Annotated in this window: 15 protein-coding genes; 9 read left to right on the forward strand and 6 right to left on the reverse strand. The window is 44.6% G+C overall.

The window, feature by feature from the left end:
* Window positions 1–63: 63 nt before the first annotated feature.
* Window positions 64–975, reverse strand: coding sequence for a nuclease-related domain-containing protein (locus NR125_RS11945; protein ID WP_306219780.1), 912 nt, complete (start codon window positions 973–975; stop codon window positions 64–66).
* A gap of 304 nt (window positions 976–1279) precedes the next feature.
* On the opposite strand from NR125_RS11945, the gene NR125_RS11950 reads away from it, so the two are divergent.
* From NR125_RS11950 to NR125_RS11985, 8 genes are all read left to right on the forward strand, one after another.
* Window positions 1280–2191, forward strand: a complete 912-nt coding sequence (locus NR125_RS11950) for a hypothetical protein (RefSeq protein WP_009332399.1) — start codon at window positions 1280–1282, stop codon at window positions 2189–2191.
* Window positions 2192–2285: 94 nt separating this feature from the next.
* Window positions 2286–3275, forward strand: a complete 990-nt coding sequence (locus tag NR125_RS11955; protein WP_009332398.1) for a LacI family DNA-binding transcriptional regulator — start codon at window positions 2286–2288, stop codon at window positions 3273–3275.
* A 156-nt stretch (window positions 3276–3431) separates the two neighbouring features.
* Window positions 3432–4841, forward strand: coding sequence for a sucrose-specific PTS transporter subunit IIBC (locus tag NR125_RS11960; protein WP_256815418.1), 1410 nt, complete (start codon window positions 3432–3434; stop codon window positions 4839–4841).
* 30 nt (window positions 4842–4871) lie between these two features.
* Entirely contained in the window at window positions 4872–6311 is a 1440-nt protein-coding gene (locus NR125_RS11965; RefSeq protein WP_217026033.1) for a glycoside hydrolase family 32 protein, read from the forward strand.
* A gap of 21 nt (window positions 6312–6332) precedes the next feature.
* Window positions 6333–7274, forward strand: coding sequence for an aminoimidazole riboside kinase (locus NR125_RS11970; protein ID WP_192907994.1), 942 nt, complete (start codon window positions 6333–6335; stop codon window positions 7272–7274).
* A gap of 274 nt (window positions 7275–7548) precedes the next feature.
* Window positions 7549–9060, forward strand: a complete 1512-nt coding sequence (locus tag NR125_RS11975) for a malate:quinone oxidoreductase (RefSeq protein WP_009332394.1) — start codon at window positions 7549–7551, stop codon at window positions 9058–9060.
* Window positions 9061–9244: 184 nt separating this feature from the next.
* Window positions 9245–9694 carry a helix-turn-helix domain-containing protein gene (locus NR125_RS11980; RefSeq protein ID WP_009332393.1) on the forward strand — a complete coding sequence of 150 codons (450 nt, stop codon included), beginning with the start codon at window positions 9245–9247 and terminating at the stop codon, window positions 9692–9694.
* 83 nt (window positions 9695–9777) lie between these two features.
* Window positions 9778–10650: an AraC family transcriptional regulator gene (locus tag NR125_RS11985; RefSeq protein ID WP_256815422.1), complete on the forward strand. Its 873-nt coding sequence runs from the start codon at window positions 9778–9780 to the stop codon at window positions 10648–10650.
* 157 nt (window positions 10651–10807) lie between these two features.
* Here the strand turns inward: NR125_RS11985 and NR125_RS11990 are convergent, their stop codons facing one another.
* The 3 genes from NR125_RS11990 to NR125_RS12000 all read right to left on the reverse strand — a co-directional run bounded on the left by NR125_RS11990 (window position 10808) and on the right by NR125_RS12000 (window position 11492).
* Window positions 10808–10945, reverse strand: coding sequence for a YvrJ family protein (locus tag NR125_RS11990; protein ID WP_256815452.1), 138 nt, complete (start codon window positions 10943–10945; stop codon window positions 10808–10810).
* Between the two features lie 69 nt (window positions 10946–11014).
* Complete coding sequence (locus NR125_RS11995) at window positions 11015–11233, reverse strand: DUF2922 domain-containing protein (protein WP_009332391.1); 219 nt, start codon at window positions 11231–11233, stop codon at window positions 11015–11017.
* Between the two features lie 40 nt (window positions 11234–11273).
* On the reverse strand, window positions 11274–11492 hold the full coding sequence (locus tag NR125_RS12000) for a DUF1659 domain-containing protein (protein ID WP_009332390.1): 219 nt from the start codon (window positions 11490–11492) through the stop codon (window positions 11274–11276).
* A 318-nt stretch (window positions 11493–11810) separates the two neighbouring features.
* On the opposite strand from NR125_RS12000, the gene NR125_RS12005 reads away from it, so the two are divergent.
* The gene (locus NR125_RS12005; protein ID WP_256815424.1) at window positions 11811–12308 is read left to right on the forward strand and encodes a hypothetical protein; all 498 of its coding nucleotides are present in this window, start codon (window positions 11811–11813) and stop codon (window positions 12306–12308) included.
* 7 nt (window positions 12309–12315) lie between these two features.
* Here NR125_RS12005 and NR125_RS12010 read toward each other — a convergent pair whose 3' ends face one another.
* Both NR125_RS12010 and NR125_RS12015 read right to left on the reverse strand, forming a co-directional pair.
* A complete protein-coding gene (locus tag NR125_RS12010; RefSeq protein WP_256815425.1) occupies window positions 12316–12519 on the reverse strand; it encodes a hypothetical protein in 204 nt (67 codons plus the stop codon).
* Between the two features lie 94 nt (window positions 12520–12613).
* Complete coding sequence (locus NR125_RS12015; protein ID WP_034296197.1) at window positions 12614–13606, reverse strand: DUF3231 family protein; 993 nt, start codon at window positions 13604–13606, stop codon at window positions 12614–12616.
* Between the last annotated feature and the right edge of the window lie 3 nt (window positions 13607–13609).

A 13609-nucleotide genomic window follows, 5' to 3' on the forward strand; every position in this document is an offset into this window, starting at 1 on the left:
CCGGAGGAACTCTGTCCGACCCCGTCTCCCCAGATGGTCTTCAAATGCTTTAATCAATAAAGTTTATACATAAGAAGTATTACTTGTACTGCCGAGTGCCGTATAGTTTTTCTTTAGTACCCTGCAGATTGTTCGTTTGCTTAGATCTAAATTGCACCATTCATAGATGTTTTGTGTGGTAAGCTTTCGTTCAGGAAAGAGGAGCTGGAACTCCTTTATATTCCGCAGAATCGCTTGTTCAATCTTTTCATTCCCTCCGCACTTTTTGCATACGAGGTCCTTGCTTTTAATAGTTAGCGGTAAAGATTGACAGGTTTTGCAATGCATCCCTTTTTTTAGCTGTTCAAAGTGATATTTTGGCCATACAGTAAATGGGTTTTTAGGCTGATGTAATGACATTAAATGTTGGGCTAGCTTCGTATGTCCATCATTTAATTTGGACGGAGTTTTATTCAGATCTTTTATAAAGCGGTTGACTTGGGTTGGAAGAACAATAGGTTGGTCCATCGGGGCTTGATATAAGGTGAATTCAGGGTTAATGAAAACGACGGAGGCTTCAACGGGGTAATTTTGCTTGAGAGTTTGGAGCAGCTGGCGGAGCAGGGCCGCACTTCTTTTTAATTGGTAAATGGGATTTTTATATTCCCTGCCGGCAGTCACGGTATAAAGCTTGTCAGATTCCAAGTACCAGTCTCCCTGGAAATTCTTTATTTCTAATAGATGGATCATACTCTCTGAAATAATCAGGGTATCAATTTGAAAATAGGAGTTGTTTACCTCCAATAGCAAATCATTGATAATCAATCTCTCTTCCTGGAGAATTTCTGCGAGATGGTCAAATTTCACCTCTCCTTCATAGCCTTTTTCAAGGTTTGAATACTGCAGCTTTTCCTTTTCAGTTAACTCCATTCGGGTGTTTAAATATCTTATAGACATTAATTCAACCGGCTCGGATCTTCTTTTAACTAACATCATTCACTTCCTTTCTTTGGCCTCTAGGTTTATTTTATTAGAAGTTTCTAAAATATCAAACAAATACTGGAGCCTTCTAAAAAACAATCTGGGTTTAAATCCTCTGCTTATTTATATTTACCAATTTTTAAGAAGTATTTAATACATTAAAGATTATTAAATGGAATACAATTCCAATGTTGCTATTGTTGTGAAAGTATGAATCCATGTACGTAAAAAGGAATTTTGTGTAGAAATTGAATAATCATAATAAACAGGAGGAATTAATTTGGAAAATACAGACCAGGCATCCTCACCGTTGATAAAAATGCGCAGAATCTTTGGTTATGGGGCCGCCATAGCGGTGACCCCTTATCTGCTGATTAAAATTGCCTGGACGTTTGGCCTCTTTCTTCCCACAGAGCAAATGGTCGATGTCAGCTGGCGGGGGATTAACGCAGTTACTGCGGTTGTCGCTGCGGTTGGTATCCTGCTGGCGATGGCGTTCTGCAGGCCGTGGGGTGAACGGCTGCCTGCATGGCTGGTGGCTCTGCCCATTTGGCTGGGTACCGGTCTTCTCGTTCCCATGCTGCTGCTGGCACCTGTCCTTGGCCCAGCCGCCATGGTCCTGGATCAGGAAGCAGGTGCCGCTGACTTCTGGGTTTACGAGCAGATCTTCGTTATGGTCTCGCTGGTCGGGGCCGGTATTTGCCTGCCTTTGGCTTTAGCAGGATATGCCAAGGCGCGGTGGCCAGAGGCGCTGGGTGGTCCAATCGACTGCGGGGAGGTGCCGGGGCACACCAGGCAGCTGCAAGTCACGTTTGGCAGACTCGTTGCAGCGGGATGCATTCTCCTCGGCACTATAAAGGTGTTCTGGGCTGCAGGAGGCACCCTTGGCATAGATCCAAGCATGCTGGATTCCCGTGATTTGTGGTGGCGCCTCTTGACGCTGAGTACAGGCGGCTGGGCATTAGTGGGTGCGTGGGGCCTATTAGTGCTGATCACCCGCCGCGGGTCGAGGAGGTTTCTGCCGCCAATGGCAGCGGCATGGATCTCGTCGGGCATGCTGTTTTCTTATAACCTCTTTTCCATCATTCGCCCAGATTTTCAGTCCAGCCCAGAATACCCTCTGGCACGGGTGCTGAGCACCGAGGCCGGTATTGTATTGGGCGTTATGATGGGGATGATTCTTCTCCTGGTTCTGCACGACCGGCGGCCAGCACTGATGAGGCAGGAGTAATAGGGGATATACTCGTCCTGCCTCACCAAGCTATTTCCTTTTCCCTTCATTTGTGTAAAATGATAATAGACTATTTTGGCCCGGGAGGATTTAGATGATTACCATAAAGGAAATTGCAGAAAGGGCGAATGTTTCTCGGACGACTGTTTCGAGGGTATTAAATGATTCCGGTTATGTGAGTGAGGATGCAAGGAAAAGGGTCCTGCACGTAATTGAGGAGACCGGTTATGTCCCAAGTGCCCATGCGAAGTCACTCCGCACGAAAAAAACAAAGGTTATTGGGGTTATTCTGCCGAAAATCAGCACCGAAACGTCCAGCCGTCTGGTTAATGGAATTGACGACGTATTGGCCAGGGAAGGCTATCAGATTCTCCTTGCTAATACTAATCTTCATGCTGAAAAAGAGATAGAATATATACGGCTCCTCAAAAGCAGGAATGTGGACGGCATGATTCTGTCGGCTACAAATGTGCAGCCTGAATTGATTCAGGAGATCCGTCAGCTGAAAATCCCTTTTATTATGGTGGGTCAGCATGCGGAAGAATTGACGAATGTGATTTTTGATGAATATCAGGCTGCGAGGGACATGGTTGGCCTCCTAATCAAGAAGGGATATAAAAAAATTGCTTTTATTGGTGTGGATGAAGCTGACCGTGCGGTGGGTTACCTCCGGAAAAAAGGATACCTGGATGCAATGAAGGAGCATGAGGTTCCGGTTGAAGAAAGCTGGCTGCAAAAGGGGATTTTCGATATAGACTCAGGCGCTGAGTGCATGAAGAGTATCATGGAATCTGCCGAAAATAAACCTCAAGCTGTTCTTGCTGTGACAGATCGTCTGGCAATTGGCGCTTTGCAGTATCTCAGGCAAAATGGATTCTCCGTTCCTGGTGATGTAGCGATTGCCGGAATGGGTGGGTCGGAGCTTTCTAAATATATTACACCAGGCTTAACAACCATCGATTTTTCCTTTGAAGATGCAGGCCGGGAGGCAGCCTTATTAATCCTTCAAAAGGTTAAGGGGGAGCACGGGCAGGAAATAACCAGAAAAATTAGATATAGACTTGTAGAAAGAGAAAGTATATAATAGATGTGTAATCGGTTTCATAAGGAAGATAATCGATTACACTTTTATTTTTGCTTTTATGGAATCGATTCCACACAGAACGTCCAATTTAAATGGTTATTTTTTTATCCAATGTGGAATCGATTCCACAAACATATGAAAATAGGGGTGAAGAGGATGTCTGAGTATCGTAAAATTGCGGAAGAACTAATTGACGCTGTCGGGGGCAGTGAGAATGTTCACTCAGTAGCCCACTGTGCGACCAGGCTGCGGATCATAGTGAATGATAAGGAAAAAATTGATCAGGAAAAGGTTGAAAGCATCAATAAAGTAAAAGGGGCTTTCTTCAATTCAGGTCAATATCAGATTATTTTTGGCACGGGAACAGTTAATAAAGTCTATGAAGAAGTATCCGGCCTGGACATTGAATCTATGTCAGCATCAGAGCAGAAAAAAGAAGCGGTTAAAAGCGGTTCTGCTTTCCAGAGGGCGATCCGGAAATTCGGGGACGTGTTTGTGCCGATCATTCCAGTCCTTGTCGCGACAGGACTCTTTATGGGATTGCGCGGACTGGTGATGCAGGAGGAAATTCTCGCTTTATTCGGCATGACGGCATCGGATGTGTCGGGAAATTTCATTTTATTTACGCAGGTACTGACGGATACGGCATTTATCTTCCTGCCGGCTCTTGTTGCCTGGTCAACCTTTAGAGTGTTTGGCGGGACTCCAATCATTGGTTTAATCCTAGGGTTGATGCTTGTGAGTCCTTCCCTGCCAAATGCGTGGGATGTGGCAGGCGGTAATGTTGAGCCGATTTACTTTTTTGGATTCATTCCGGTTGTTGGCTACCAGGCTTCTGTCCTTCCAGCCTTTATTGCCGGGATTATCGGGGCAAAATTGGAGAGGGTCATTCGAAAACGGGTGCCGGATGCATTGGATCTGATTATTACCCCGTTCTTAACCCTTCTGATCATGATTGGATTATCGCTTCTGGTCATTGGGCCGTTGTTTCATATGGTGGAGCAAGGCATCCTGGATGTTACTACGACTGTGCTCTCATGGCCGTTCGGGATCAGCGGCATTCTTATCGGTGGTCTTAATCAGCTTATCGTTATCACTGGTGTTCATCATATTTTCAATATGCTGGAGATTCAGCTATTGGCTCAGTATAAAAGCAACCCTTACAACGCAATTGTTACATGTGCCGTTGCAGCCCAGGGGGGTGCAACTTTAGCAGTCGCTTTAAAAACACAATCAGCCAAATTAAAGGCTTTGGCTTTCCCGTCTGCTTTATCCGCATTTTTGGGAATAACCGAGCCGGCGTTGTTCGGTGTCAATCTGCGGTACGGCAAGCCGTTTGTCATGGGACTGATTGGCGGAGCTGCCGGCGGGTTCGCTGCCTCTCTGCTTCAGCTGAAAGCGGCAGGAATGGCAGTTACCGTTATTCCAGGCACCCTTCTTTACTTAAATGGCCAGGTTCTGCAGTACATCCTAGTCAATGTGATTGCCATTGCAGTGGCCTTTGCCCTGACTTGGATGTTTGGCTACTCGGATAAGGCAAGGAAAGAAGTGGAACAGGGACAGTAACAGAAATTTCAACAGCAAGGATGTTCTAATATGACTGAAATCGATTTTTTCAAGAAGGCCAGCGAAGAAGCAGAGAGAAATAGGCATTTGGTTCAGCAGGATCCTTACCGGTTGAAGTATCATCTTATGCCGCCTGTCGGCTTGCTGAATGATCCCAATGGCTTAATCCAATTCAATGGTGTTTATCATGTCTTTTATCAATGGAATCCGTTTGATACTGCACATGGTGCCAAGTATTGGGGGCATTACACTTCCAGGGATCTCGTCCATTGGAAGGAAGAGCCAGTCGCGCTGGCTCCGGATCAGTGGTATGACCGGAATGGCTGCTATTCCGGAAGTGCGATAGAGTATGAGGGAAAGCTTTATCTCTTTTATACAGGAAATGTGAAGACGGAGGATGGCAGGCGTGAGACTTATCAATGTCTTGCCGTATCAGAAGATGGCATCCATTTTGCCAAAAAAGGTCCTGTCCTGGAGCTGCCGGAAAGGTATACCGCTCATTTCCGCGATCCGAAGGTCTGGGAAAAGGATGGGCATTTCTATATGGTAGTTGGAGCTCAGACGCCCAATCAGGAGGGTGCGGCTGTCCTGTTTGCTTCGAAGGATTTATACCATTGGGAGGAACAAGGCAAGATTGCCGGCGCATCGATGAATGGTCTAGAAGACTTCGGCTATATGTGGGAATGTCCCGATCTATTTGAATTAGATGGACAGGAGATTTTGCTTGTTTCACCGCAGGGGCTTGAGCCGAGCGGGTTTGAATACCATAACCTTTTTCAATCAGGGTATTTTGCCGGAAAGCTTGATTACGAAAAAGCGATATTTAAACATGGTTCCTTTGTTGAGCTGGATCGCGGCTTTGATTTTTATGCACCGCAAACGTTTAAAGACGATTCCGGGAGGCGGATTCTTTATGGATGGATGGGCATGACAGATGAAGACGAATCCAGCCAGCCAACTGTTCCTTATCGCTGGATCCACGCATTGACCATGCCAAGAGTGCTTGAAATGATAAACGGGAGGCTCTTCCAGAAGCCTGTAAAGGAATTAAAAAAGCTTCGCAAAGATAAGATGGAGCTCCAAAATATAGAGATTAATGGAGAAAGCCTGCAACTGGACGGATTAAGTGGGAAAACGGCCGAACTGATGCTGGAATCCTTGAAGAATGTAAGGGGAATGTTCAAAATTGATTTCCGGAATGAGGCTTCTCTTACTTATAATCCGGATCAAAAGGAAATCCAGCTGCAAAGAAGAAATGTAAAAACAGGAATGCAGGAGTCAAGAACCTGCAAAATTTCAAGTCTATCCAAACTGCATGTATTTATGGACCAGTCTTCACTGGAAATTTTCATAAATGGCGGAGAGGAAGTCTTCACACTACGATATTTTCCTGATCCGGAGGATGAAACGATTTTCTTTAGCGGGGATGCAGGCTTTTCGGTATCCATGTGGAATCTTGAGAATAAATAACTTTTTTAAATGAGGTGTACTATGAAAGGGGTTCTATGTTTAGGGGAAGCTCTGATTGATTTTATTCCCCTGGATTCTGATAATTCTACCTATCAAAAGGCTCCGGGCGGGGCACCGGCTAATGTTTCGGTAGGAGTGTCGAAGCTTGGAGGGAAGGCCGCCTTCATTGGAAAAGTCGGAGACGATGTGCTCGGTCGCTTTCTCAAGGATACCTTGAAGGGGTACGGGGTCCATACACAATATATGAAACTGACGGATGAAGCGCGGACAGGTATTACGTTTGTGACGTTAGAGCCCTCTGGTGAGCGGGATTTTAGTTTCTATATTAACCCAAGTGCAGACAGTTTCCTGAATAAAGATGAGATTGACTGGTCCATTTTTGAAGAATATAAGATTTTTCACTTTGGCTCAATCTCACTGATTCATGAGCCATCGAGGACTGCAGCCCTTCAAGCAGTGAAGAGGGCCAGGGAAATGAATATGCTTATTTCCTATGACCCAAATCTCCGCTTAGGATTGTGGGGTTCCGAGGAAAGGGCAAAAGCAGAAATTATGGCGACTCTCCCCTATGCCGATATTCTAAAAATTTCGGAAGAAGAACTCACCTTTTTAACTGGATGCAATGATATGGAAGAAGGAATATCCCGGCTTCCTGAGAATCAGCTGACAATCGTTACGCTGGGCAGTGACGGCTGCATCTTCCGTTATAAAGATGAGATTGGAAAAGTTCCTGCATTGCTATACAAGGTGGTGGATACCACCGGTGCCGGAGATGCATTCGTTTCCGGTCTCCTTTATTGCATAAATGAATCTCCTAAAGCTTTAGAGGAGCATTCGCATGACGAGATGGCCTTCATGATTCGCTTCGCAAATGTGTCAGGGGGCCTGGCCGTCACAAGGAAAGGTGCTATGACCGGTCTTCCCTGCCTGGATGAAGTGCAGGATATCTTAAAAAAGACATAAATTTACCAAACAGCAGACAAACCTTCCAATACTGGAACCGTTTTGTCTGCTGTTTTGCTTCCGAAAACCCCCGCGCCGCTTTCTAATTTGTCTAAAATAGTATATAATTATCAGATAATACTAGCTATCTTACCCGATCAATCATTATAATAGAATAGAATGTGTATTTTGTGTGACGGAAAAGGTGTGTCCTTGGGTGATGCCTTTCGAGTGGTGACACCTGAGCAGAGAGCCTGCAGTTTTTGGCAAATATCTGGGATAAGGAAGGTTTAAAATGAGCAGCGTACAGAACAAAACAGACGTTATCTTAATTGGTGCCGGAATCATGAGCGCGACTTTGGGGTCTTTACTGAAAGAGTTAGCACCTGAGTGGGAGATCAAAGTGTTTGAGAAGCTCGCTAGCGCAGGAGAAGAAAGCTCTAACGAATGGAATAATGCAGGGACGGGACATGCTGCATTGTGCGAGCTTAACTATACATCTGAAAAATCTGATGGATCAATAGATATCACTAAAGCGATTAATGTAAATGAACAATTTCAGCTATCCAGACAGTTTTGGGCTTATCTTGTAGAAAACAACCTGATTCGCAATCCGCAGGACTTTATTATGCCAATCCCTCATATGAGCTTTGTTCAGGGGGAAAAAAATGTATCGTTTTTGAAAAAACGATTGGAAGCGCTGTCAGCTAATCCTCTGTTTCAGGGCATGGAATTTTCCGATGACCCTGAAAAGCTGAAGGAATGGATTCCGGTGATGATGGATGGCCGCACTTCGGACGAACCAATCGCAGCCACCAAAATCGACTCTGGAACGGATGTCAACTTCGGTGCGTTAACACGCATGCTGTTTGACCATTTAAAGAGTAAAAATGTCAATGTCCATTATCAGCACAGCGTAGAGGATTTGAAGCGTGCTGGCGATGGATCATGGAATGTAAAAGTGAGAAATATGGAAAGCGGCACAACCGAAAACCATCAGGCGAAGTTCGTATTTATCGGCGGAGGCGGCGGAAGTCTGCATCTGCTTCAGAAGACGGGCATCCCTGAATCCAAGCATATAGGCGGATTCCCGGTAAGCGGACTGTTCCTCGTCTGCAACAAACCGGAAATTGTCGAGAAGCATCATGCAAAAGTGTACGGAAAAGCCAAAGTAGGTGCACCTCCAATGTCCGTGCCGCATCTGGATACAAGGTTTATTGATAACAAGAAATCCCTGCTGTTCGGGCCATTTGCCGGCTTCTCGCCAAAGTTCTTAAAGACAGGCTCCAATATGGACCTGATCAAGTCTGTTAAACCGAATAATGTCATCACCATGCTGGCAGCTGGTGCAAAAGAAATGGGGCTGACAAAATATCTGATTCAGCAGGTCATGCTATCCCATGAACAGCGCGTCGAAGAATTGCGCGAGTTTATCCCTAATGCACAGAGTGAAGACTGGAGTGTCGTGGTCGCAGGCCAGCGTGTGCAGGTTATCAAGGATACGCCTGCCGGAAAAGGAACCCTGCAATTCGGCACCGAGGTAGTCAGTGCCTCAGATGGCTCGGTTGCTGCCTTGCTCGGAGCTTCCCCGGGTGCTTCAACTGCCGTTAACGTCATGCTTGAAGTATTGCAAAAATGCTTCCCGCAGTATATGGAAGAGTGGCATTTTAAAATCAAGAAAATGATTCCGTCCTACGGCATGTCACTATCCGAGAACCCTGAGCTGTTCCGTGAGATTCATGAATCAACGGCGCAAGTGCTGGGACTGAGCGAAGCAGAAAATCAAAAAGAGCTGGCCTATAACTGATCTTAACCAGATAGAACCTTTGACCCTAAATGCGGGTTGAAGGTTCTTTTTTATATGATGAAAAACCAGTTTTAAAGCCTCTGCAACCTATGCGTGCGGCCCCCGGCAACCATTCCTGTCTTTACTTTTGGCCAAAAAATTCACCATAATGGGAGTATCGATTTGCAGAAAGGTGATTGTGAATATGATTTTTGCCGAGAAGCTTAAAAAGGAGAGGAAAGAGAAAGGATGGTCACAGGAGGATCTGGCTGAAAAGCTGTTTGTGAGCCGTCAGTCTGTTTCCAAATGGGAAAATGGGCAGAACTATCCCAGCATTGAAATTATTATTAAACTGAGTGATCTGTTTGGGGTTACGATTGATGAATTATTAAGGAGTGATGAGGAATTGACGGAGAAAGTGATAAAGGACAGCAGGCAATTAGCGTATCCAAGATTGAAAGTATTTTTTGATTGTTTATTTCTGATAGGATCCGCTATGCTAATCATTAAACTAAGCATTTTAGGCCTTAATCATTTTACTGAATTAGAGATCCCTATTCGCGGATCGTTTTTCTGGAATTTCGGTCCTTTATTCTTAATGCTGGGCGGCGCAATTTTCTCTGACACATTGAAAAAGAAATATAAAAATGAGTAACGCAACCCTGCATTCTTGTGCATGGATTGTCGGGCCGCACCCTGCAGCTCCTGATATTCTGTAGATAAGAGGAGGTCATTGAAATGGATTTGCTGCAAAATATGAATCGGGCGATGAGGTATATTGAAGAACATTTAACGGATGAAATCGACTTCAAAGAACTAGTAAAGATTGCGTTTTGCTCAGAATACCATTTTAAACGAATGTTTTCCTTTCTTGCAGGTGTAACGCTTTCGGAGTATATCCGCAGGAGACGGCTGACATTGGCGGCCTTCGATTTGAAGGATAAGAATGCCAGGGTCATTGATGTATCGTTCAAATATGGGTATAGCTCGCCTGATTCGTTTACGAGGGCATTCCAGCAGCTTCATGGCATCACTCCTTCAGAAGCCAGGAGCAATGGCCACGCTCTTAAGGCTTATCCGCCGATGACCTTCCATTTATCTATAAAGGGAGGAAATGAAATGAACTATCGTATAGAAGAAAAAGATGCCTTTCGGATTGTAGGCTTAAAAAAGCGGGTGCCGATTATTTTTAACGGTGTGAATCCGGAGATTGCGGCCATGTGGGAGAGCTTAGATGAAAAAATGATTCTTAGGCTCAAGAGTGTATCGGATACAGAGCCATTTGGCCTGATCAGTGCTTCAGCCAATTTTTCTGAAGGCAGAATGGAAGAAAAGGGTGAACTGGACCATTATATCGGAGCTGCCACTGCAAAGGAATGCCCGGAGGGGATGGCATCTCTTGAGGTTCCGGCCTGTTCATGGGCGGTATTTGAAGCAGTGGGTCCGTTTCCGGAAACGCTTCAGAATGTCTGGGGACGGATTTACTCAGAATGGTTCCCTTCATCATCTTATCAGCAAATAGATGGGCCGGAAATCCTCTGGAATGAAAGCAAAGATACCGCTTCGCCTACATTCCGCAGTGAAATCTGGATTCCGGTTATGAAAGAATAGGGCTCCTTACTATGGAGTCCCGCCCTTTTAAAATGAGTATTAAAATCCTGTCTAGCTTCACTGGGAAAGCATCAGCAGTCTAAACACCGCACGATTCAGCTATTAGGAGGAGCGCCCAGCCCCATGAGGTGTCAGGGGGGCAGGCGCTTCCGCTTTTCTATTCTTTCAGCCTATCCGGCAATCCCTGGATTGAGGACACGATTACATCAAGCTTGGCTTCGATCCGGTTCAGCAGAAAAAGCGTGACCACAATCGGGAAGCCGAGTTCGCTGATCAATGTGACCATCTGTTCCATCATGCATGCTCCTTTCTTTTTTACAAGCTATAAAAAAGGCCGGGTTCCAAAGAATCCGGCCTCATTCCCTTACACTAATTCATAATCTGTTACATTGCGTTCTATTAATCTAGCGCCTTTGGCAGAAACAAGGTCACCGCCATTTCCGTCAAATGCGTTCACTGCAATGATCTGTTCCATCACTGCCTTCACAGCTGCCGGATCAATCGGCTCCTTTGGGCTGTCAACCGATAATTTGGTTTCCTTGCCCAGCTCCGTTTCAAACGTCATTTCAAGTGTCTTCGCCATTCCCTTTCACACCTCCCGATTTGGTTATTTTCAATAAGAATTAGCCTAAAATATCGAAGCTGTCATTTCTGTTCAGCTCAGTCAGCGGGTAGCTTGATAATCCAGCGATTGCCTGTCCCACTGTGAAAAGCTGGTCCGCTGTAGCGGATTGCTTCACACTGTTGTAGGTTTTTGATTTGTAGACAGGCTTGCCCTGTCCGTTCAATCCTGTTTCAAAAACCAGGCGAAGCTTTGAATCAATGATGATTGCCTGTGCCATTCCTGCTCACCTCCCTTTCACCTTTATAATCGAAATGAAGGATGTAAAAAGACAGGATGCGGAAAAAATTTTTTAACAAATCAGAAAGCCTAAAATTTTGATGCCGATAACTGTCTAGCTCCACAAGGAAAGCAACGACAGTCTAATCACCGCATGATTAAAAGCGTCAGCTTTTAGGAGGAGTGCCTACCCCTTGAGGAGGCCTGGCCCCCAGGATGGAGGTCATGCAGGCGTTGCCACAGGACGTGGCGTTCTTAGTCTGCGTTGGCGCATCCGCTTTTCTTATTAATCTAGTGTGAACCACCAAAAAAGAAAAAAATGGACCACCCTAATAAAACTATCAATCTTTCTAAAACTAATAAAAATCAAAAGAATACTAATCGTTCCAAAACCGGACTTGATTACACCTTTACCAGTGATCGTGTTCCAAAAGCATTTGTAGAACTTGCATGTTACTTTATTCCGGAAGCAATGCAGATTGAAGAGTTCTGGAGAATGACAGCCATAGCCGCTTACAAGCACAATTGTGAACAAAATTTGAACGTGGTGCTGGACACAGCTATCCATGCTTTTAAACAGCTGATCCGGAAAATGAAAACCTGTACAATCGCCCGTCCTATCGCGTATTTCTATGGAATTTTAACAAGAAAATTTGAAGAGCAGGTCTTTACCGTTCATGAAACGGAAAGAAAAAACGGATCCCAGTCCAGCAATTTGTATGTATTTAATCGTTTTCCCAAACCGAGGCTTGCGGCCTTGGCTGTCATTCTTTTAAAAGTGGAGCGGGAAATGCCATTGCCGCAGTATTCCGCATGAATGGCTTTTAAAACGGTCCCGATCTTGGCATTGGAAACACCGGGAACCTTCGCGGCAAAACGAACAAGCCGTTTAGCCCAACAAGTTCTCCCTTCGAAAACTCATTCTTATGTACAGCAAGCCACATTTCCAGATGGGCATTAAATTCCTGCAGATCTTTAAATTGAGAAAATTGTCCAAATTGGTCCACACTTCCTGATTTAAGATTCATATCTTTGCACCGCCCTTTCATCTCTGATAATCGAAATGAAAGAGTGGAAAAGGCAGTGTGATTGGTAAAAAATGTGACAGAATGGTGAAAACTCTTATACCTGTCTCCCTGCTGGCTGTGGCGGCTGTTCGAGCCATTTTTGCTTTATGGCAATCAGCAGGCCTTTTCCGTAAAAGAGGGACATGTCTTTGGAAATGCTCAGCAGCTTTATGACAATATCGGATCTTAGGCTGGAGGTCAGTGCCTGGCTGATCATGGTGAAGCAGAAGATGCCGAGACAAGTATTTACAAAAAACAGCATGATCTTCTCGGAAAATGGAGGGGTGTCCACGTCAAAAATTTGATAATCTCCCGATGAGGACAGCGGAATATGCTCATTTTCCATAATGTCTCGGAGGGAAGATAATACTTTCTCAATCAAATCCCTTCCTTTGCTGAAATGGTCTTTCATTTCATTGCTTTCAGCAATAGTACTGAAGGTAACAAAGATCATTTTCGAGAATTGGGCTCTGTGAATAATTCTTGATATATTCGCTATTTCAGGAGCATTCAGCGGTCTGGAACCGCCCTTGAACCCATTGAGGTATTTAAGGCTGCGGGCAAAGTCGATCCGATCCTCCATCTTTAATTTCGGATGCTCTTGGTAAATGCCTTTAGATAACATCAAATCAACAATTTCATTCTGTATTTTTAACGTGAATTTAAGAGTAATCTCAAAATAATTCCGAATATCTTTACGGGTGCTTTCTGATAGGGCGCTTGGATATGTGCTCAATGAAAGCTGGGTGATATCATGACAAAAAAATAAAATGAAATGATCTGAAAATAATTTCTGCCCATTGATCCTTACATCCTTTTCAGTGAAGCCGCGGGGAACGGAGAGATTCTCTTTACTGAAAAAATCCTGGAGCTGCTTAAGGTTTTTCTCGGATTGATGCAGCAGTCTTCCAGCAATCTTTTTAATTTTCCGATCCTCTGCAGTTTGAAAAAAATAAGTAAAAAATTGCAGCTCCATGCTGTTTTTTAAATACGATGACCAAATATTTGAGATTTCAGAAACCGTCAGCTCTTTAGAAAGCACTGTCATCAC

It is taken from the genome of Cytobacillus sp. Bac17, from assembly GCF_024519925.1.
Lineage (GTDB): Bacteria > Bacillota > Bacilli > Bacillales > Cytobacillaceae > Cytobacillus > Cytobacillus pseudoceanisediminis.